Origin of the sequence: uncultured Virgibacillus sp. (assembly GCF_947495635.1) — a bacterium.
GTDB lineage: Bacteria > Bacillota > Bacilli > Bacillales > Amphibacillaceae > Virgibacillus > Virgibacillus salarius.
In genome coordinates this window covers 1-21,387 of sequence record NZ_CANMAB010000051.1, presented here as the reverse complement: position 1 = coordinate 21,387, position 21,387 = coordinate 1, and the positions used below count along the sequence as shown (strand labels likewise).

Genomic DNA, 21,387 nt, shown 5'->3' with positions numbered 1-21,387 from the left:
TTTCGTTCTTTATTGTTTCTTCATTACATTTGTCTCCGTCTCTTAATCATACTTTATTTTTTCGATTATGCCTGAACAGTAGATGCTTTTTGCAATCGAAGAACAATGCCTGTAATAATTAGGACTATACATGCTGGGATTAGCCAGCCAAGACCTTCATTATATAACGGCAAAACTGTTTCGTAGAACGAAACAATGGGAATCATCCAGTTAAAGTAAGGAATACCTAATGATTCACAGAGCGATTTTAGTCCATCAATGCTACTGATTAAAAATGTTACTGCAATTACCGAAATGTAGACAGATCTTCCATGGTAAAACAAAGGTGACAAGAATGCTAATAACATTAAGACGATCGCTAATGGATATAGGAACATCAGTACAGGTATGGAATAAGTAATAATATTAGTAAGACCAAAATTAGCTATTACAAAAGTTATCACTGCAAAGAATACAACAAACTTTTTATAGCTTATCCTTGGAAATAATGAATGAAAATATTCTGAACAAGCAGTTGTTAACCCAATGCTTGTCGTTAAACAAGCTAATGTAATAACAAGCGCTAATAGAATCAATCCAAATGTTCCAAAATAATGTGTTGATGCACTACTCAATACAGGTCCACCATTATCAAATATTCCGTATATCTCTGTACTTGTAGCTCCTAAATAAGCAATTCCAACATATATCGCTCCTAATAAAACAATAGCAACAGAACCAGACCTGGCCGTAGCTCTCAATATTTCTCGTTTAGATGTAATTCCCAATGAACGAATAGCCTTAATCACGATAATTCCAAACACCAAGGAAGCAAGTGCATCCATTGTATTATAGCCCTCCAAAAATCCATTCAAAAAGGCACCATCTGCATATGCCTCCTGAGGAGTTTGTAAAGAACCCATTGGTTTGAAAATAACCATAGCAAGTAAAATCACAAGTAGTACCACAATGCCTGGCGCTAAAATCTTACCAACATAATCGACGATTTTTGCAGGATAAAGCGAAAAAAATAGGGTTATTGCAAAGAAAACGAGTGTAAAAATCATTAAACCACCTTGCTGGAATCCCTCGCTGATAAATGGTGAAATGCCAACATCAAATGCTACCGTTCCAGTTCTTGGTGCTGCAAAAAATGGTCCTATCGTTAGATATAATAGTGCGGTAAACATAACACCATAGATAGGATGAATTCTACCGGCCAAATCCTGAAGATTTTTGCTACCAGAAAAGCTCATAGCTAATATACCTAATAATGGTAAACCTACTCCAGTTATTAAAAACCCGATGACCGCTTGCCAAACATTAGCTCCAGCAAGTTGTCCAAGCTGAGCAGGAAATATTAAATTACCAGCTCCAAAGAATAATGCAAATAACATTACACCTATGGCGGCATAGTTTGAAAATGATAATTTTTCCCTCATATATATGTCCTCTCCTAGAAGCAAATTTTAATGTAAATGCCTTCCATCTATATGCAATATATCAATGGTGTTAATCATACTATTTTTTTCTCTAACATGCAATATATTACCTGGAATTTTTTCATAATTTAGATATATAATGTACTCAAAGATTGAAATTGCTTGACTACATCGTATTTTGTAATCTTCGCAGTAGTAGCGTTTAACTTTTCACCATACTCTCGCACATAGCATTTTTAAATCTATGCTGGTTCAGATAGCCAAAACATAGCAATCTTAGAACAAAAGAACAAACGCCAGATTAGAAGCGTAGCGACTGGAGCGAGTCAACCAAGATAAAGGAATCAGGGTGAGTTTGCTTGTAGATGATGACTTAGATTAGGGCGATTCGTGAAGTCGCCTGTTTCTGGGCGCTGGATCTGGACGCGGCTTAGACACGCCCATATTTACCCACATGGGCTAATTTTCTAATTTCCTAGACTATAAAAAAAGAGAGCGATGTTTTCGCTCTCCACGCTTAACGATCAGCTAATTGCTGTTCGGCAAACTCTCTATATAAGGCATGTTGCTCCATAAGCTCCTGATGATTACCTATGCCAGTTATTTTTCCTTTTTCAATGAATACAATTTTATCTGCATCAACAATTGTTGATAAGCGATGGGCAATAACAAAAGTCGTACGTCCCTTCATTAATCGCGTTAAAGCCTGTTGAACAATTCTTTCAGATTGGCTATCAAGACTTGCAGTAGCCTCATCCATCATTAATATCTTTGGATCTCTTAAAAAGGCACGGGCAATATTAATTCGTTGCCTCTGTCCACCTGATAGTTTTATTCCTCGTTCTCCTACTTTTGTATCTAACTGCTCGGGAAAATCAGCAATAAACTGATCTGCGTAAGCCATCGCAGTAACCGCCCAGAGCTGTCCATCCGATATATCTGATGCATTACTTAGGCCATAGGTTAAATTTTCTCTAATCGTTCCAGCCATCATTGCACTTTCCTGTGAGACATATCCGATCTGGCTACGCCAAGCTTCTAAGGATAAGTCCTGAATCGATGTATTACCAATTATTATTTCTCCTTCAGTTGGCTGATAAAATCGTTCCAATAGCCCAAATAAAGTTGTCTTTCCTCCTCCACTAGGACCCGCAAAAGCTATCATTTCTCCAGGCTTTGCGGTGAAAGATATATTCTCTAACACCTGCTCGTTGTCATCATAGGCAAAGGTAACATTGTTTACATGAATCGTTTCATGTGTAATCTGCTTGTCAATCCCATTTTGACCAGCTTCTACCGGTAGATCTAATATATCTATAATCCGTTCTGTCGCACCTTTTGCTTTTTGCAATTGAGTAAAGAACATAGCGAATGTCGTAATAGGCATTATAATTTGAAATAAATATAATAAAAACGCTACCAGCGCCCCCGTTGACATCGTTCCATTTGCTACTCTTATCCCACCATAACCGATAATAATGACAACTACAGCCATAATAATTAAGTACATTAATGGACCAATTAGGGCAAATATTTTTGATTCTCTTAAGCCATATGAAAATAATTTGCCGATTCCCTGCACGCCTTTTTGTTCTTCAAAGGATTCAGCAGTAGACGACTTCATTAAGCGAATCTCACTTAGAGTTTGTTGGATATTTCCTGTAAACATTGCTGTTTCATCTTGTAGACTACGGGAAATCTTCGCCATTTTACTGCCCAAAGGCATCATAAGTAAGATGGTAATTGGAACAGCAATTAACATCATGAGTGTCATTTTCCAATCCATAATTAGTAGAATAGCAACTGCACCAATAATAGATATCAATCCACTAATAAATTGTGGAAAATGCTGTGAAATCAAATCTTTTACTATACCTGTATCATTAACAACGCGACTTACCGATTCTCCACTATTCGTCTTATCAAAATAGCTAACTGGCATCCGAATCAGCTTCATCCACATTTGTTCCCTTAGACGAGCAACAATTCGCTGTCCTACTGCTGTAAGTAAATACGTTGATATGCCATCAATGACTGCTTGTAAAATAAATACAAGCCCAATAGCCACAATCAATAGCATACTCATTGATTCGATAGAGAACCCATCCACTAGTTCTCTAGTTAGCAAAGGAATACTCAATCCGACAAGTGTAGTAATTATACTTCCGATTAAGCCTATTGTAAGTGCAAGTCTTGGAATATTCGTAGATATAATTAAAGATATAAATGGCTTTATCCCGTTTCGCTGTTTACCCATTACCTTGACCCCTATCATAAATACATTCCATATATTCTTTTATTATAAAGGAAAACAGGAATTAATACACCGTCCACCCACGAATAAAGTGAAACTTCTGCGTGGAATGTATCGCTGCTTAGGCATTCCTTATCCGGCTGGAACAACACGAGTCCGAAGATCCCTTGGTAACGTATGTTTCTTTACTAAGTTAGCTGAGGCAATGGACGCGGAAAAAAGTATATGTTCATGTTTCTGCGATAATACTCCTATTGATACTTCGCTTTCCGTGGAGAAGGCTTCGGCAACGATACATCACACAACGTATCCACATTTTTTTTATCTTTCGGCTTTTAATTAACCCTCTATATCCCGTTTCTGATAGCCTATAAAACCAATGGTGGTGCATGCAAAAGCTATTACCGTCAATATGAAAATGGCCATTATATTCATGTCCTCTACTGGTATTTGTGGTACATGACCAAATGGGGAAAGATTGCTCATCCAATCGGGAAATTGCATTAAATTACCTAAATAAACTACAATAAACGAATAAATTAAGTAACCCCATATCCAACTACTCCCATTAGGGAACAGTCCAATAAGCAATACTGTAAAACCAATCATTACCCACATGGCAGGTAGATAGACCATTGCTGCACGATAAACAACTCCTAAATCGATTCCTCCATCAATGGAGGCTGTTGCTAAAGACCATAGTCCAATTGCCGCTAATGAAAGCATCCCAAATGAAACAAGCATCGCTATCACCCATGAACTACCTATTAAACGAGTACGCGAAATAGCCCGACTTAATAAATGCTCCGTGCGCCCCTTCTTCTCTTCCCCCATTAACTTTAGTATTGCCATTAACGTTGGAATGGTACTCATCATAGCAAGGACACTCATCAGCATGGTAATAAACTGTTCCGTAAGCGAAAATCCCTCCACTGGGGTTAACATTTGCTTCATCATTTCCACATCCTCAAAGAACGTATCTAAATCCCCCAGAACAGAACCATATGACGCTCCAATTACAAACATACCAATTGCCCATGCGATTAAGCCAGTACGTTGAAGTCGAAATATTAATCCGAATGGACTTTGTAAAAAGAAGGATGCACGCCTCTTTCCTGGTTTAGCAGGAAGAAAACCAGAGTCTAAGTCCCTTATCGCATTTAAATAAAGTGCCAATATACATAGTATAAACGATACACCAACTGTCAATAGAATGGGCCACCAATAATTATTAACATAAACCTGTGTACCTAAAATCCACCCTAACGGTGAGACCCATGATAATGCTTCACTACTAACGTCACCAATAGCACGTAGCATATAGGAAATTCCTAATACGAAAAAAGAAAAACCAATTACACCACGAGAGTTTTCGGACAGTTGTGCAAAAACTGCTGTTATCGCTGTGAAAAAGAAACCAGCTGCTCCTAAGCCAGCTCCATATAACAAGGACCCTGCTAAGTCCATACTTTCTATTCCCAATGATGCTAGACCAAAGCCAATAATAAGCGCTAGTAAAAAATTCGTCATAAAAACTACACTAAGTGTGGCAAGCAAATTAGATAACCGTCCAGTCGGAAGGGAACGGACCATCTCTATGCGGCCTTCTTCCTCATCTGCTCGAGTATGTCGTGCTACCAAAAGAATGCTCATAATTGCTACTGTTATCGCTGTAAATAAAAGCATCTGATGTGCCATCATAGCTCCAAATGTATAATCTTCTAACCCATATCCTTTTCCTACCATGGCTGTCATTGCTGGATTTAACATTGTTTCAGCTATTGCTTGACGATCTGCCTTTGTTGCGTATAGATCAGTAAAAGAAATGGCAATCATCAACGTTACAGTTACTAATGAAAGCATCCAGACAGAGATACGCAACCGATCACGACGGAGGAGAAAGCGTAACAGTCTTCCTGTATTTTTTGTGAATTGGCCAGCCATTACACCGCACCTCCTGCTCCTATATTCGATTTACCTTCATAATGTCTCATAAATAAATCTTCTAATGTCGGTGGAGCACTTTCTAATTTTACAATGCCAAATTGACTAATATAACGAATAACGGCATCCAACTCCTCCGTATCAACTTGAAAGGATATTTCACTCCCTTGCTCTTCAATGGCATGAACTCCCTTTACTTCATCAAGGGAAGCAATGGACTGTTTAGTAGCAACTAACAAATTGGTACGTGTTAAATGGCGCATTTCACTTAGTGAGCCAGATTCTATAATTTCTCCTTGTCGAATAATACCAACACGATCACAAAGCCTTTCCACCTCAGATAAAATATGGCTAGAAAGCAGAACACTCTTCCCTGCATGCTTTTCTTCTAATATACAAGATTGAAATACCTGTTCCATTAATGGATCAAGCCCCGATGTCGGCTCATCTAAAATATATAAGTCTGCATCAGAAGAAAATGCGGCAACCAAAGCAACCTTTTGCCTATTCCCTTTTGAATACGTACGACATTTTTTAGTTGGGTCCAATTCAAACCGCTTAATTAGTTCTTCTCTACGATTTTTATTATTGCCACCGCGAAGTTTAACAAACAGATCAATAACCTCTCCACCCGTTAAGTTTGGCCACAAGTTCACATCACCTGGAACATAAGCAATTCGCTTATGGATTTCTACAGCCTCTGACCATGCATCCTTCCCAAAAATCTGTACGTTGCCTTTCGTTGCCTTTAATATTCCTAATAATATGCGAATCGTTGTTGACTTCCCAGCTCCATTCGGCCCAATAAATCCGTAGACTTCTCCTTCATTAACTTCTATATTTACACCATCTAGCGCCATAAACTTACCAAATTTCTTTGTTAAATTCGATGTTTTCAATACAGGCATTCTTCTTCCTCCCTTACCCTTCTCTCGAATTATGAAATATTTTAACTTATATATTTCATAATATATATTTAAAACCTCTTTTGCAATAACTTATGAAATATATTTATTGTTTTATTACATATTTTTTATTAAACTTAAAATGAGGTGAGATTAGTTGGACGGTTTTAAACGAAGACGGGAGTTAAAAAAATCACATATTTTAGAGGCGGCCTTAAGTTTATTTATGGATTTCGGTGTACAAAAAGTCGCTATTAAGGAAATAGCTACAAAAGCAAATGTATCTCAGGTAACGATTTATAATTATTTTGGCAGCAAGGATAACCTTGTCCAAGAAGTAATTAAACATTATATAAATAAAGCATGGTGGGAATTTGAAGAATTATTTAACAGCGATTTACCTTTCCATGAAAAAATAAAGGGGATTATTTTTGCGAAAAAGGAAACAGCCCAGCATATACATTCTAATTTCTATGACGTCATTATGAAGGAATATGCAGCTGGAACTAGTTATGTTGAAGAGTTGTATCAAAAAAAGGCACTGCCTAAAATGATGGCTTTATTTGATGAAGGAAGGCGTGACGGATTTATCGATCCTAACCTATCAAATGAGTCGCTTCTAATGTATTTACAAATATTTAAAGAAGCTATGCAGCGTGAGGATATCTATAAACAAATACTGCCGATGACCGAGGATATTGTAAAAATCTTGTTTTATGGAATTGTTGGAAAAGGGGAATCTTGATTTTTTTGAGATGCAGCCAGAGCTAAGGCAGCCCTGTGCACTAAATAGATTATACTCACATATAAAGTGAAACTTCAATCAGTGGGGGTTTTGTTTATCCCCCCAAATATCCACTTTATTACTTGAAGTGTGGGACTTACTGTCAGTTATATGCGGGAGAACTAGAAAGAAAAAGATGTTTGAAACGTATAGAATAAAAAGGATGGTCCGTCTACTCTTACGGAAAAAGTGACGGATCCTTTTCTAAATTTCAGTAATAATTCTTGAGAAACGTTTTTTGACAACCTGAAGGAAATCCATTCTTTCCTACTACCTCCAATAATATTCTTAAAAAGAGAAGGTTTACGAAGTCCCATACTGCAGCTTAAATCCCTCAACGAAATATGAAATTACTTTCATTATTTCATCCAACGAACCCTCGTGCTCTGGCATTTGAGCAATCCATAATGCAGATTCATTTAATGCACCTGATAAAGAGTGGGTCATCGCTTCCACTGAAACTGGCTTGAAGCAATTACTTCTTTGCATAAGGTCAAGCTGTTCATGTAACAATCGCATCGAGCTTTGTCTATCCATCGATCGCCAAACTTCCCAACCTACAACTGCCGGACCATCAATGAGTAATATTCGTTTATTTTGAAGTTCAACAGCAGCTGTTACAAATGCTTTACACCCTAATAATAGTTGCTCCCACAAATCATCACTTTTTCTAGCATCTCGTTCGATTTGATCAGCAACCTCTTTTTGTACTGTAATTAATACTGCTTCAAACAGACCTTGCTTATTTTTAAAGTGATGATATAAAGCACCACGAGTTAGATTTGCTTCCTTTGCAATTTCCTCTAAAGAAGCACCTTCATATCCATGCTTAGTAAAGTGTTTTCTCCCAACTTCGATCAAGTTGTGTATTGTGTTCATTGCTTCTTCTTTATTTCTTCTCATTCGTTATTTACTCCCATCCTTCTCCGTTCAATCTGTATTTTCTCTTTCTCAACAAGCATGATAGCCTGTTGATCGTTTTGTTTTCTTAATAAAACGTAATCCATGTTATAAAAACCACTTAAAATGAGCTTTATTTCTACCTTTTCTTCTTGAGCTTGAAGCCAATCCATAACATCTATTTTTCTTTTGTTAAATCATTAATATTTGCCACAGACTTTCTAACATATAAAGAAGGATCGTTAATCAGAAGTTCCAATAAACATAAATTATTCAATGGATTACCAATATTGGTTTCAATTTAATGGTTGAAGTGAGGGTCTTACTACCAGTTATATGCGGGATAAATAACTGTTCTTCAAATAATGGGGAGTACGGTTTGATCAAATCAGTCAGACGCTTGGCTAAATCACTGGAAAATGAATATTTTAAAGCAATTGTATGAACATCCTTTCACTCTTCATTCCATATCTGTTGCTTATACAGTTTCGTCTCTTCTGCAGAAGGAGGAACGACTGTTATTACATCAATTAATATACCATTTGGGTCTTCTGTAATAAAATGTCTTTGCCCAAATTCTTCGTCACGGAGTTCCTGTATCAATGGAAGTTTTAACTCAGTAATAAGCCTGTCATAAATAATATCTACATCCGCTACCTCAAAATTTAAAATTATTCCCTGTACAGATTTTCGATATTCCTCTGGAATTGTTGTGTGGGTAGCATTTAATATGGCTAATTCATACGTTAGTGAATTCGAAACCCGTTTTAAACTAGTATACCAATCTGCTTCGTACACCACCTCAAAATTAAAATAGTTTTGGTAATAGGTGGAACTTATCTCCACTTGATCTGTCATGATAACTGGATAAAAACTCGATACCCGCATAAACATCCTCCTATATCATTTTTTACACCTTAACATACATACAGTATGTATGTAAACGAGAAATAAAGTGAACCTTCTAAATTAATAAAATACTATTTTTATCCCAATCGGAAGAAAATATAGTACATACTATATGTTAGTAACAGGTCTAACATATTAATAAACGACGTGCTTTACCTCCGTATCGTTTATCTGATCTAGGTTCTCCTATACCAAGTAAATTTCTCAAATATACTGGATAACATTAAAAGAACGAAAAATTGATGATATCCGTTTTTTTCATTATACTTAGTGGAAATGAAAGGAGATTACAAAATGGAACAAATAAAGCTTAAATCTGACGTTTTTTCTATTTTGAAGGATAAAATTCAACTCATACAAAAGAATGAACGTGCTATATATTTAGTTGGACCAATTCAACTACCTGTAAATCTAGATGGAGAGACAACTGTATTCCAGTGGTATTGCTGGCTAAATTATGATCAAATTACAGAGGACTATGAAGAAATCATTAAAAAATTAGCTTCCTCTAATTTGGCTGACTTCCAACAATCCAGTGTTTTAGTATATGGGGATTTCGCTAATGCTGAAAATGCCTTAATTCGTATGCATTCCATCTGTCATACTGGCGATATTTTTGGAAGCAAACGCTGTGATTGTGGCTTTCAATTAAAGGAATCCATGAAGCGAATTAAAGAAAATGGTGCAGGCGCACTATTCTACTTATCGAACCATGAAGGAAGAGGAATTGGCTTATTTAGTAAAGCAATGGCTTACCTCCTTCAAGAAAACGGCTATGATACCGTTGAAGCCAATGAAGCTCTTGGTTTTGTTAATGACTCTAGAGATTATGATGACGCTATTCTAGTCTTGAAAAAATTACGTAACAAATCAGTTACCTTAATTACAAATAACCCGAAAAAACTTGAAGCGTTAGAAAAAGCTGGGCTACCAGTCTCAGGGAGAACCCCATTATGGGGTGATGTTTCTGAATACAACCGTAAATACTTACAAACGAAAGTGACAAAGTCAGGGCATTTGCAAGCAGAGGGGAATTGCTTCAATGACTAATCATGAATTTTATATGGATATTGCATTAAACAACGCCCGAGCTACGAAAGGACAAACGGACCCAAACCCTCTAGTGGGGTCCGTCATTGTTAATCATAATCGAATAGTTGGCCTAGGCACGCATTTGCAAGCTGGGGAGCCACATGCGGAAATTCATGCATTGCGAATGGCTGGAGAGCAGGCAAGGGGTGGAACGATTTATGTTACACTTGAACCATGCTCACACCATGGTCGAACAGGTCCTTGTGCCGAAGCAATTGTACAAGCAGGGATTAAAAAGGTTGTTATTGCAACCCTAGATCCAAATCCAATTGTTTCTGGAAATGGAGTTTCTATTTTAAAAAAAGCAGGTATCGAAGTGGAAATCGGTATTCGTGAAGCAGAAGCAATTAAAATGAACGAAGTATTTAATACGTATATTGTACAAAAGAGACCTTTTATTACTTTGAAAACTGGAATCACTTTAGATGGAAAAGTTGCTAGTCATACGCTTAGCAGTAAATGGATTACATCTGAAGAAGCCAGGAAGGATGTTCATCAACTACGAACCGAACATATGGCGATTCTTACAGGAATAAATACCGTATTAAAGGATAATCCCGCGCTAACAGCAAGGATTCCAAATGGTCGTAACCCTCTAAGAATTGTTATGGATTCTTCCTTGAGAATTCCTTTAGATTATCAGATTGTTCAGGATAAGCAGGCAAACACTTGGATTTTTACAACCAAAAATCATGATAGACATAAGCGAAAAGAATTAGAAGGATTTGGTGTTACTGTTATTAACACAGGCGATTCAACCGTTGTTGATCCAGGGAAAGTCATAACATATCTAGGGGAACATGGTATATCATCATTACTAATTGAAGCTGGAGGAGTAATCAATGCCTCCTTTATTGAAAATAGATTGGTAGATAAAACGATTATTTATATGGCTCCAAAATTAATCGGTGGAAAACATGCTCCAACTTTTCTTGAAGGGACTGGCATAGACAAGATGGAACATGCAATTGAACTGAAGGATATAGAAATAACACAGATTGGTAAAGACTTTAAATGGACGGGATATCCTGCCTACAGGGATATGAGGGATGTATAATGAACTTTGGATTTGATATTGATGATACGTTACTTAATTTACGAGAACATGCCTTTAACTTGTATAGAGAGAAATTAAATAAACATGTACCTATTAAGGAATTCTATCGTTTAACCAGGGTAGAAATTCACGAACCTTTTGGACTTACAGATAAAGAAGGAAAAGAATTGTGGAGAAGCTCGTTAGAATCTATTTATTATACGGATTGTCCTATCTTTCCAGGAGCATTAGAAACAGTAAAATGGCTTAAGCGTGAGGGACATGATATATATTATATTACCGCCCGTCCTTCTCAACATGGCGAACGAACAAAAAAATGGTTAAGCGAACGTGATTTCCCTATCGATGATGGTAACTTTTATTATGGAATGAAGGATCATGAAAAAATAACCATCATTAACGAATTAAATCTCGATTACTACGTAGATGACAAGCCAACTGTCCTTAAGACATTGTTAGATAGTGACACAACGCTTCTATTAAAAGATCAGTCCTATAATAGGAATTTTACAGAGGCTATTCGACTATATGATTGGTACGAATTGAAGGAGTTATTGGATACACTACCGTAAATTTATACGAGGTACACTCACTGTCGCTATAACGCTTTTTTACATTGATCGTGATGAAAAAAAATGATAAAATTCATTTAGAAGATTGATCAATAATTAATTATACATTTCGATTACGATATAGCAAACATCGAACTTGTCAGTAAAGAAAGGAGTATGCATATTATGAAGAAAAGATCACTTGAATTTTTATCTTTAGGATATGGATACTCTACTGCTGTTTTTTTCTAAGATACATTTCCTAGGATGGAGTGTGTCTAAATGCCTTTTAGAGAAAACTGCAGATACTAATAAACATGACGAGGTCGATAAAAATGAAAAATAAAATAACTAGAAAAAATCCAGCAAACATGCCGGAACCAGTCGGTAATTACACTCATATAACCAAAATACCTAGGAACTCGGAACTTTATGTAAGCTCCGGACAGGTCGGAGTAGATCAGAATGGTTCATTCCCAGAAAGTTTGAACGCACAGATTAACAATACATTTCATAACATTAAAACATTACTAGAATCTGAACAGCTAGAAGCAAATAATATTATAAAAGTAAATGTTTGGGCAACTGAAAAAATTGATTGGGATTACCTGTATTCCGAATGGGGAGAATTATTCGGTAACAATTACCCTGCAATGACTATCGGGTACATTACAGAATTAGGTTTGCCAGAAATAAAAATAGAACTAGAAATTTGGGCAGCTAAAGTATAAAAATAACGACACACTTCATTCTTGCGAACCCCCTTTTGAAGAATTATCTCAAAAGAGGGTTCCTTTTATATTAAACTATAAAGGATCATCTCATTAATCATTATTACAAAAGGGTGATCCGAAACTAGTACGAGATACTGCTATAACAAATTCCTCTCTAATTCTTTCATTTCATAGAAGTATCCACGCTTATCCATTAGCTCCGTAAAGGTTCCTTTTTCTACTACTCGTCCTTGATCCATCACAATGATTTGATCCATACGTTCCATATCAGTTAAACGATGACTGATCAAAACAACTGTATCATCTGCTGCTTGTTGAAAAAGGTGGTTATATACAATCTGCTCTGTTACAGCATCAAGTGAAGAAGTAGGTTCATCCAACAACCAAAAACATCCCCTTTTAAGCATTGCTCTTGCAATTGCTAATCGTTGTTTCTCTCCGCCAGATAAATTTTCTCCTTTTTCAAATACATGACTATCTAAATCAAAATGATCTAATTGAACTTTCTTAAGCATGGCATGCATCTCATTCTCTGTTACTCCATCATTCGCTAATTGCAGATTATCTCTAATCGTACCATAAAAGAAATGATTTTCTTGGAGAACGACACTTGCAGCCTCCCAGATACTCTCCTGTTGGATCTGGTCGAAATTCGTATTATTCATGGATAGTTTACCTGTATCTGTCGTGACCAACTTTAATAGTAGCTGTAGTATGGTTGATTTTCCGGAACCACTTGGACCAACTATTGCTGTTTTGGAACCAGCTGAAAGCTGCAAATCTACTTCATGTACAGCTGGTCGCCCTTCATTTAAAAACGTATAGGATACACCTTTCATGTTGATAGTAGGTGCAGTTACGATTTGCTGAAATAAACTTGATTCCACCATTTTTTTATCCTTTTTCTCAACTATAGAAAATAATCGATTCGCTGCTCGTCTACTATCATTAAAATGAATCGGAAATACAGCCATGGGTGATACATCTTCAAATACAGTAATAGAAAGCATAACCAACATAGCTAATAACACACCATCTAACTGTCCTTGCCCAATCAAATAGGCGCCAACAGCCAAAACGCTCCACGTTACCAGTAATGAAACAAAATTATTAATTGACTGATTATACAAGGTGTTAATCCCCTCATGCTCCTGTTCCATGATATAAGTATTAGATGTCTCTAAAAGTTGATTTCGCTTATTATCCATTTGCTGATAAATTTTCAAATCACGAAATCCATACAGAAACTCGGTTACTTCTGTTGATAACTTTGCTCGCTCATCTCGTACTTGGCTGTTGATTGTTTGTTGACGTATAGCAAAAATAGCAGGTATTACAACTGCTGTGAGTAATAGTCCAATGAACAGAATAATGGCTATATGGATAGAGTAAAAGCATGTAAAGAAAATTGTGCTAAGAAACACGAGCCCTAAAACAATTGGTGGGTAGACCACACGCAGGAAGAAATTTTGTAGACTCTCTACATCCCCAACAATTCTTGCCAAAAGATCCCCACTACGATACTTATTAAATATACCCGGTGCTAATGGCTCTAATTTTTGATAAAAAGTCATTCTCAAATTACTAAGCATCGTAAATGTACCCCGATGGGAAACAAACCGTTCTCCATATCTACTGAACGCTCGAATAAAACTAAGCAATTTTACAGAAGCAATCAGAATCATTAACGTATAAAACGGCGGCTGTAATGCTGCTTTTGAAATTAAATATCCGCTAGCCGAGAACAGTAATACCGTAGCTAGACCAGCAATAAACCCTAAAAAAATGGAAAGGAGAATATCTCTTTTTTCCTTCATCATAAGCCTGGTCACAATTACTAGATCTCTCATTCAGCCTTCCCTCCCCGTTGTACAGATACCATTGTTCGGTATCCGGGAACCGTTTGTACTAATTGTTCATGTGTTCCTTCTGCAATAAGCATTCCATCATCAAGAAACAGGATCTTATCCGCATCTTTAATCGTGTGCAATCGATGAGCTACTGTAATAATCGTGGCGGTTCTCGCAAGCTTTTCAATGGAAGACTGCAAGATTCGTTCTGTCTTTAAATCTAATCCAACGGTTGGTTCATCAAATAGTACAATAGATGGTTGCTTTAAAAAGGCTCTTGCTAAGGCTAGACGTTGCTTTTCTCCCCCAGACAAGCCTCTTCCACCTTCTCCTACTACTGTGTCATAGCCATGCTCAAATGAAGCGATTGTATCCGAAATACCTGCCTGTTCTGCTGCTTCTTCTATTTCTTGTTTTGTTGGTTGTTGATGGTTACTTCCAATAGCAATATTATCTGTAATTGTCCCCGAAAAAATATATGGATCCTGTGAAATATAGCTAAGTCTATGAAACCAGTCTTCCTCTTTATATTTAGTTAAAGGCACACCATCAATAGCTATACCACCTCCGTGCGTTGGGATAATACCTGCAATCATATGCAAGAGCGTCGTCTTTCCAGATCCTGTTTTACCAACAATCGCATTCTTGGTTATTGGTGAAAAGCTTGTATTAATTTGTCTTAATGCAAATTGATCTTCTCCATATTGAAAGCCCGCATTTATTAATTCCAGTTTTACTGGGATATCTGTTTTCGGAATCGGCTTATCTCCCCAGTGAACAGCTGGTCCATCCACTAACTCTTCTTCAATTTTTCTTATAGCTCCCATACTGCTTCTTCCATTATGGAAAGCCGTTCCTAGCTCACGTAGTGCTGTGAAAAATTCAGGAGCTAGTACGAGCACGTAAAATGCCGTAAAAAAAGATATTCCATCAAAAATAATTAGTTGCAGCGCAACTTCCAATGCGATGATCCCGATTGCCAACATAGAAATCAGCTCTAACATAAAAGATGATGCAAAGGCTACTTTTAAAATATCCATCGTAGCATCCCGAAACCCTAAACTGCTTTGTTGAATAGCTTCTTTTTGCTGCTTAGCTTTGCCAAATAATTTTAGAGTAACAAGACCTTGAAGCGTGTCTAAAAACCGACCTGAAAATACAGCCAATTTCTCCATTTGTTCTTCTGACTTTTTCTTTGTTTGCATCCCAATTATAACCATGAATAACGGGATAAATGGGAATGTAATAAGCATAATTAAACCAGTATTTACATGCTGGGTAAATACAACTATTAATATCATAACTGGAATAATTGAAGAGCGAATCACTTGAGGGATATATTGACTAAAATAGCTATCTATCTCATCAGTGGCGTCCATGGTGACACTAACCTTTTGACCTGCCTGCCCCTTAAGTGAAGCCTGAACAGGGTTTTCTGTATAATTCGCAAGCAATATATATCGAAAATATCTTTTTGCATTTGCTCCCAGTCGAACACCGACCCTACCGCTCAGGTAAGTAAACATAGTCCTTACGAAGAGAATGATGAATAATCCTCCCAATAATGGGAGGATTTCTCGAAAGGTTAGATCATCCAGAAAGACACCATCGATTATGCTGACGAGTAGATAAGCTTGTCCAATAATTGCTCCACCCGTTATGAAAGCAAACACCAATAAATAGATCATGCTAAATTTTTTGCTATTTAAAAATTCTTTTACATCGCGCATTATTTAGCTCCTGTTCAACAGAATCTTTTGTAGCTCCTCATTTCTTTCCCTTCACATAATCTGCATTAAATAAGAATAAGCGCATGAGTAAAATTAGCGAAGGAATTAGCAAAAATAAGCCTAAGATAAATACGACAATCAATGCAATCCCTGTTGCTTCATGCGTCGCATTTTCGTAAATCGTAATATAAGGATCCAAAATATATGGAAGATGACTAGCACCATATCCAAAAAAGGCAAAGAAGAATTGCAGCATCACACTTATAAATGCTAATCCATAACGTTTTCCTTCATAAATTAACCACATGGCAATCATAAAGAACCCAACGGATAGACCGAACATCCACCACAAATCAAACATATTCTGATAATGACGTTCATTATGCTGACCTAAAGCAATAAATGTAGTCAGCGCAGCAATAATGGTCGGTGTAGCCCAGAATAATGCGTATTTACGAACAAGCTTTAACGCTGCCTGGTCGTTCGCCCTTGCTGCATAAAATGTTAGAAACGCTGCGCTAATAAATAGCACGGATACAATAGCAAGAAATACAACGCTCCATGAATAAGGACTTGTAAATAATGCAAGATAGTCTAAAGAAACAACACCATTCTCTTCTAAAATAAAACCACCTTCAGACATCGTTAGAGCAGTAGATAATGATGCCGGAATTAATAAACCCGTTGCTCCATATAAGAACATATACACATTGCTTTTTTTAGATCCGTAATTTTCAAAGGCATAAAAGGAGCCACGTATGGCTAGCAATATTATAGCAATACTTCCTGGAACTAACAGTGAAGTTCCATAATAGTAAGCCGAGTCAGGGAAGAACCCGACGATGCCCACAAAGAAAAAAACAAAGAATACATTGGTTACTTCCCAGACAGGGGACAGATATCTTGAAATCAATTGGTTGATAATATGATCTTTTTTTGTGATTTTTGCGTAATACGCAAAAAAGCCAGCGCCAAAATCGACAGATGCAACAATAAGATAACCATATAAAAAGATCCACAATACGGTAATCCCAATTATTTCATAACTCATGTGTTATCACCCTTTTCTATCGTCGGGTATTTCTTCTCTAGTTCTTCTTCAGCCGGATTATTTTTAAAAAGCTTCCTTAATACAATAACACCTAGTACTCCTAATACGATATATAATCCAAGAAATAGTAGAAACATCAAACCTACATATGGAGATGTCGTTGCCGCATCCTCTACTAACATATAACCCCGTAATATCCACGGCTGTCTGCCTTCTTCTGCAAATATCCAACCGAATTCAATAGCGAGCATCGCTAATGGTCCACTAGCTACGAGTAGCCATAGCATCCATTTATTATGTTCATTCCACCGTTTAATTTTCCACGATAAAATATATAGTAAGGACACTCCTAATAAGAAGAATCCGATTACCACCATAAAGTCAAACATATAGTGAATCCATAAAGGTGGACGTTCCTCTTCAGGGAATTCTTCAAGTCCGGTTACCTCACTCTGAAAATCCCCATAAGCTAGGAAACTTAAAAGCCCAGGGAAACGAAGTACACCAGCAGGTGTATTCTCATCACCTAACCAACCAAACAGGACAAGATCTGCTCCTTCCTCTGTTTCAAAATGCCATTCTGCAGCTGCCAATTTTTCGGGCTGATGCTCTGCCAAAAATTTTGCGGACACATCTCCAGCAATTGCTGTCAAAATTGAAAAGAGAAAGGTTAATGTAACCGTTAATTTTAGTGCTTTTTTATGATATTCTGTTCTTTTCTTCCGTAGCATACTGAATGCAGCGATTGCTGCAAGAATTGCAGCCACTGTCAAATAAGCAGAAGTTAAAACATGAAATACCTTTGAAGGCATAGCAGGATTAAACATAGCATCGATTGGATTTATGGCCGCAAAACCACCTGCTCCTGTCGTAAAGCCTTCAGGTGTATTCATAAATGCATTTACTGAAGTAATAAATACAGCAGAAAGTGCACCTCCAATTACAATTGGAAGAGAAAACCACCAGTGGGTCATCGGATTTTTAAATCGATCCCACGTATAAAGGTATATTCCTAAAAAGATGGCTTCAAAGAAAAATGCAAATACTTCCATAAAAAGCGGTAAGCTAATAACATTTCCAGCTACTTGCATAAATTGCGGCCAAAGCAATGATAGCTGGAGTCCTATAGCTGTACCTGTTACAACACCAATTGCTACAGGAATAACGAATCCGCGTGTCCAGCGCCGTGCTAGCATTGAATAGTGTGGATCATTCTTTTTAATTCCAATAAATTCAGCAATAGATATCATTAATGGTACTCCGACACCAAGAGTAGCGAAGATAATGTGAAATACGAGTGTTAGTGAAGTTAAAAGTCGACTCACTAGCACCGGATCCATATCCATCATAATTCGGTTTTTCCTCCTTTATTCATGCAAGCTCTCAACTTGCTCAGTACTGATCAAGCGAATATCTATTCATATACATCCTTATCCTTAGACTGATTTAAGCATGTTATTGTTATCCACTTTACTGCTAGTATAAACTATTCTTATATAGAAAAAAGATGATTACCATGACAAAACATTGACAAACCAAAGACAAAATTATGTCTGTCTACATTTAGATAATTCCCTATTGTAGACAAATTACACCTCAAACTGAGATTTTTCATTGCAAAAATGATGAAAAACCCCTACACACAAGTTAAATGTATGCAGGGAATCAATAGTTCATAGCTTATTTTAACTCCTCTTTATCTAAGCGCTGAAAGAATTTTTCATTATGAAGTACTTGTGAATTGGTTGGATTATATTTTTTTGTTATGACATGATTATGATAGGCATCTTTTTTATTCCCTAATTGCCAGTTACAATAGCACATCTGTAAATGAGGATACCAAGTGGAAAATGCTGTATTTGTAAATCCGCTATCATTTTCAGGTTCTAATGTAAGTGCCAAAGCATACCAAATATTTGCCTTTTTGAATAATCCGTTTTCTTTAAAATGGTCCCCTACCCTACATGAAACCTCAGGGCGCGGCAAGTCAAATTTTAATGTTTGTAATAAAGCCTCCAATTCTTTATCTGACTCCTGTTTCGCTTTAAAACAGTCAGCCATATAGATGCATGCACGTATTTCATCCTCCACCCATCCTTGCTTTGTATTTAAGAAGCGCTGATAGTACGTAATTGCCTCATCTATTCGCTCGTGATCCTTTAGCTCATTAGCATAGTAAAACATATCCCTTGGAGTAAACGCTTTGCCCTTTTCCAATTGCCTTTCATAAATTTTTAAATTGCGATCCCCCTTGTTCGAAGTATTATTCTTCTCATATTTCCGGTGAGTTACAGCTATTTGTGAAGGAATAATATTTCCGCCTACCTGTAAATACTCATGGACTACTCCAAACCATTTAAATTGATTACTTCTTTTTACAAGCCGATTTCTTCGATATTTAAAAGTAGGATTTCCTTGTTCATCAAATGCAGTGTGATAATACATGGAAACTGCATCTATGCCATCATGGAGCTCTTTTTTTAGTTCTTTTAACTTTTCCATATCCTCAGGAAGCAAAATATCATCTGCATCTAACCACATGATAAAATCCTTCGTTGCATAGCTAAAGGCTTTATTCCGTGCAGCTGAGAAGTCTTCGATCCATTCAAAATCATAGACTTTGCTTGTATAACTGGAAGCTATCGCTTTAGTATTATCCTTTGATCCAGTATCTAGAATAATTATTTCGTCACAGACCGATTCCACACTTCTTAAGCATTGTTCTAATATTTCTTCTTCATCCTTTACTATCATGCATAAACTAATTGTTTTCATTCATTTCACCACCTTATCTAGCTACCATTACTATATGATTTATATCCATGCAATTGTTCATAACGCTCCTACAGCATCTAATACTTTCATTCTCAGAATTTCTGTTATATTCTATAAGAAGAACGAAGAATCTTAAGTTTGGGGCGATATAAATGACAATGAAAAAAACCTTAACTCTTGCTGGCTCTGATTCTAGCGGTGGTGCTGGAATTCAGGCGGATCTGAAGACATTCCAAGAGCATGATGTTTACGGTATGACAGCACTTACCTCAATCGTGACAATGAATCCTGATGGTTGGAGCCACCATGTTTCACCCATTGATGTTAATATTGTAGAAAAGCAATTGGATACCATTCTATCCGTTGGCGTTGATGCTATGAAAACGGGTATGCTAGGTTCTGTTGATATTATTGAATTAGGTGCAAGAAAGATTGAAGAATATCAACTGCGTAATTATATTCTTGATCCTGTGATGGTATGTAAGGGAGATGACGAGGTCCTTCAGCCAGAGAACACGGACGCAATGCGCGAACTTTTACTACCACATGCAATTGTCACAACACCAAATTTATTTGAAGCAGGACAACTTGCACAAACAGGACCGATTAAAACAGTTGATGGTATGAAAGAGGCTGCTGTAAAAATCCATGAACTAGGTGCTAAAAATGTCATTATTAAAGGTGGAAAAGCATTTGATTACGAAAAAGCGTTAGACCTTTTTTATGATGGAAACTCCTTTACACTTTTGGAAAAGGATAAGATTAATACAACTTATAATCATGGTGCTGGTTGCACATTTGCTGCTGCTATTACAGCAAATTTGGCTAAAGGAAAATCCGTTGAAGATGCTGTCAGAGATGCAAAGGACTTTGTAACAGCAGCAATTACTTCTGGATGGAAATTGAATGCATATGTAGGACCGGTTATGCATGGAGCCTATAATAAATAATGTAATAAAAATGCCATGGAGCTACTAGTCTCCATGGCATTTCTTGTATTCCATTAAGTCTATAGCGTAATTAAAGTCATCCATGCCAACAGACAATTTGGAATAAACTATAACTGACTATTAAATAGATTGAGCATAATCAAGGCTACGCTCCCTGAAATTTTTAGTTACTTTCTATATCTATAGCTATATCGATCGATTCATCTTCCACGTTAATTGTTTTCATGGTGTCTTTTTTTCCAAATTCCATTGACTTTACCAATAAATTTCTTTCCATAATTCCCCGAAATTGACATACTTTTATACTAATTACCGGAAGTACGATCCACCTCAAAATCCTCCACCCACTCCATTTAAATGATTACTATTATACGGTTCGTATCGTCATCCTTTTATATACATTTAAGAAAAACCGGGCAAAAACCAGCCCGGTCCTTTCCTGTTTGCCATAGCTAGAGCACATCCGATAGTTTGTATTCG

General features: G+C 36.8%; 19 protein-coding genes. 6 read left to right on the top strand and 13 right to left on the bottom strand.

All coding sequences use genetic code 11. From position 1 onward, the window contains the following. Positions 1-65 precede the first annotated feature (65 nt). The 4 genes from brnQ to Q1A47_RS12040 all read right to left on the bottom strand — a co-directional run bounded on the left by brnQ (position 66) and on the right by Q1A47_RS12040 (position 6,527). Positions 66-1,421 (bottom strand): branched-chain amino acid transport system II carrier protein, encoded by a 1,356-nt coding sequence (brnQ, locus tag Q1A47_RS12055; RefSeq protein ID WP_026680318.1) that lies wholly within the window; start codon positions 1,419-1,421, stop codon positions 66-68. Positions 1,422-1,938: 517 nt separating this feature from the next. Continuing rightward, entirely contained in the window at positions 1,939-3,678 is a 1,740-nt protein-coding gene (locus Q1A47_RS12050; RefSeq protein ID WP_166530413.1) for an ABC transporter ATP-binding protein, read from the bottom strand. 336 nt (positions 3,679-4,014) lie between these two features. Further along, positions 4,015-5,619, bottom strand: a complete 1,605-nt coding sequence (locus Q1A47_RS12045; RefSeq protein WP_121604393.1) for an ABC transporter permease — start codon at positions 5,617-5,619, stop codon at positions 4,015-4,017. Beyond that, positions 5,619-6,527: an ABC transporter ATP-binding protein gene (locus Q1A47_RS12040; RefSeq protein WP_026680315.1), complete on the bottom strand. Its 909-nt coding sequence runs from the start codon at positions 6,525-6,527 to the stop codon at positions 5,619-5,621. The genes Q1A47_RS12045 and Q1A47_RS12040 overlap by 1 nt, the downstream gene beginning before the upstream one ends. A gap of 154 nt (positions 6,528-6,681) precedes the next feature. Between Q1A47_RS12040 and Q1A47_RS12035 the strand changes: the two genes are divergently transcribed. Next, the gene (locus Q1A47_RS12035; RefSeq protein WP_026680314.1) at positions 6,682-7,269 is read left to right on the top strand and encodes a TetR/AcrR family transcriptional regulator; all 588 of its coding nucleotides are present in this window, start codon (positions 6,682-6,684) and stop codon (positions 7,267-7,269) included. A gap of 342 nt (positions 7,270-7,611) precedes the next feature. On the opposite strand, the gene Q1A47_RS12030 is transcribed toward Q1A47_RS12035, so the two are convergent. From Q1A47_RS12030 to Q1A47_RS12020, 3 genes are all read right to left on the bottom strand, one after another. After that, positions 7,612-8,211 (bottom strand): TetR/AcrR family transcriptional regulator, encoded by a 600-nt coding sequence (locus Q1A47_RS12030; RefSeq protein WP_026680313.1) that lies wholly within the window; start codon positions 8,209-8,211, stop codon positions 7,612-7,614. Then, the gene (locus tag Q1A47_RS12025) at positions 8,208-8,381 is read right to left on the bottom strand and encodes a hypothetical protein (RefSeq protein WP_161629263.1); all 174 of its coding nucleotides are present in this window, start codon (positions 8,379-8,381) and stop codon (positions 8,208-8,210) included. Before Q1A47_RS12025 ends, Q1A47_RS12030 begins: the two co-directional genes overlap by 4 nt. A 280-nt stretch (positions 8,382-8,661) precedes the next feature. Beyond that, positions 8,662-9,096 (bottom strand): VOC family protein, encoded by a 435-nt coding sequence (locus Q1A47_RS12020; RefSeq protein ID WP_026680312.1) that lies wholly within the window; start codon positions 9,094-9,096, stop codon positions 8,662-8,664. Between the two features lie 315 nt (positions 9,097-9,411). Between Q1A47_RS12020 and Q1A47_RS12015 the strand changes: the two genes are divergently transcribed. The 4 genes from Q1A47_RS12015 to Q1A47_RS12000 all read left to right on the top strand — a co-directional run bounded on the left by Q1A47_RS12015 (position 9,412) and on the right by Q1A47_RS12000 (position 12,548). Then, entirely contained in the window at positions 9,412-10,167 is a 756-nt protein-coding gene (locus tag Q1A47_RS12015; protein ID WP_026680311.1) for a GTP cyclohydrolase II, read from the top strand. Further along, the gene (gene ribD, locus Q1A47_RS12010) at positions 10,160-11,266 is read left to right on the top strand and encodes a bifunctional diaminohydroxyphosphoribosylaminopyrimidine deaminase/5-amino-6-(5-phosphoribosylamino)uracil reductase RibD (protein WP_121604391.1); all 1,107 of its coding nucleotides are present in this window, start codon (positions 10,160-10,162) and stop codon (positions 11,264-11,266) included. Before Q1A47_RS12015 ends, ribD begins: the two co-directional genes overlap by 8 nt. Beyond that, on the top strand, positions 11,266-11,838 hold the full coding sequence (locus Q1A47_RS12005; protein ID WP_026680309.1) for a 5' nucleotidase, NT5C type: 573 nt from the start codon (positions 11,266-11,268) through the stop codon (positions 11,836-11,838). The genes ribD and Q1A47_RS12005 overlap by 1 nt, the downstream gene beginning before the upstream one ends. Before the next feature lie 314 nt (positions 11,839-12,152). Next, a complete protein-coding gene (locus tag Q1A47_RS12000; RefSeq protein WP_026680308.1) occupies positions 12,153-12,548 on the top strand; it encodes a RidA family protein in 396 nt (131 codons plus the stop codon). Between the two features lie 140 nt (positions 12,549-12,688). Here the strand turns inward: Q1A47_RS12000 and cydC are convergent, their stop codons facing one another. The 5 genes from cydC to Q1A47_RS11975 all read right to left on the bottom strand — a co-directional run bounded on the left by cydC (position 12,689) and on the right by Q1A47_RS11975 (position 19,957). Beyond that, positions 12,689-14,401, bottom strand: a complete 1,713-nt coding sequence (gene cydC, locus Q1A47_RS11995) for a thiol reductant ABC exporter subunit CydC (protein WP_166530412.1) — start codon at positions 14,399-14,401, stop codon at positions 12,689-12,691. After that, positions 14,398-16,131 carry a thiol reductant ABC exporter subunit CydD gene (cydD, locus tag Q1A47_RS11990; RefSeq protein WP_026680307.1) on the bottom strand — a complete coding sequence of 578 codons (1,734 nt, stop codon included), beginning with the start codon at positions 16,129-16,131 and terminating at the stop codon, positions 14,398-14,400. The genes cydC and cydD overlap by 4 nt, the downstream gene beginning before the upstream one ends. A gap of 37 nt (positions 16,132-16,168) precedes the next feature. Continuing rightward, complete coding sequence (locus Q1A47_RS11985) at positions 16,169-17,182, bottom strand: cytochrome d ubiquinol oxidase subunit II (protein ID WP_026680306.1); 1,014 nt, start codon at positions 17,180-17,182, stop codon at positions 16,169-16,171. Further along, positions 17,179-18,531: a cytochrome ubiquinol oxidase subunit I gene (locus Q1A47_RS11980; protein ID WP_034678641.1), complete on the bottom strand. Its 1,353-nt coding sequence runs from the start codon at positions 18,529-18,531 to the stop codon at positions 17,179-17,181. Before Q1A47_RS11980 ends, Q1A47_RS11985 begins: the two co-directional genes overlap by 4 nt. 331 nt (positions 18,532-18,862) lie before the next feature. Next, positions 18,863-19,957 carry a glycosyltransferase family 2 protein gene (locus Q1A47_RS11975; protein ID WP_166530411.1) on the bottom strand — a complete coding sequence of 365 codons (1,095 nt, stop codon included), beginning with the start codon at positions 19,955-19,957 and terminating at the stop codon, positions 18,863-18,865. A 152-nt stretch (positions 19,958-20,109) separates the two neighbouring features. On the opposite strand from Q1A47_RS11975, the gene pdxK reads away from it, so the two are divergent. Next, positions 20,110-20,907, top strand: coding sequence for a pyridoxine/pyridoxal/pyridoxamine kinase (gene pdxK, locus Q1A47_RS11970; protein WP_166530410.1), 798 nt, complete (start codon positions 20,110-20,112; stop codon positions 20,905-20,907). A gap of 163 nt (positions 20,908-21,070) precedes the next feature. Here pdxK and Q1A47_RS11965 read toward each other — a convergent pair whose 3' ends face one another. Further along, positions 21,071-21,241 carry a hypothetical protein gene (locus tag Q1A47_RS11965; RefSeq protein ID WP_166530409.1) on the bottom strand — a complete coding sequence of 57 codons (171 nt, stop codon included), beginning with the start codon at positions 21,239-21,241 and terminating at the stop codon, positions 21,071-21,073. Between the last annotated feature and the right edge of the window lie 146 nt (positions 21,242-21,387).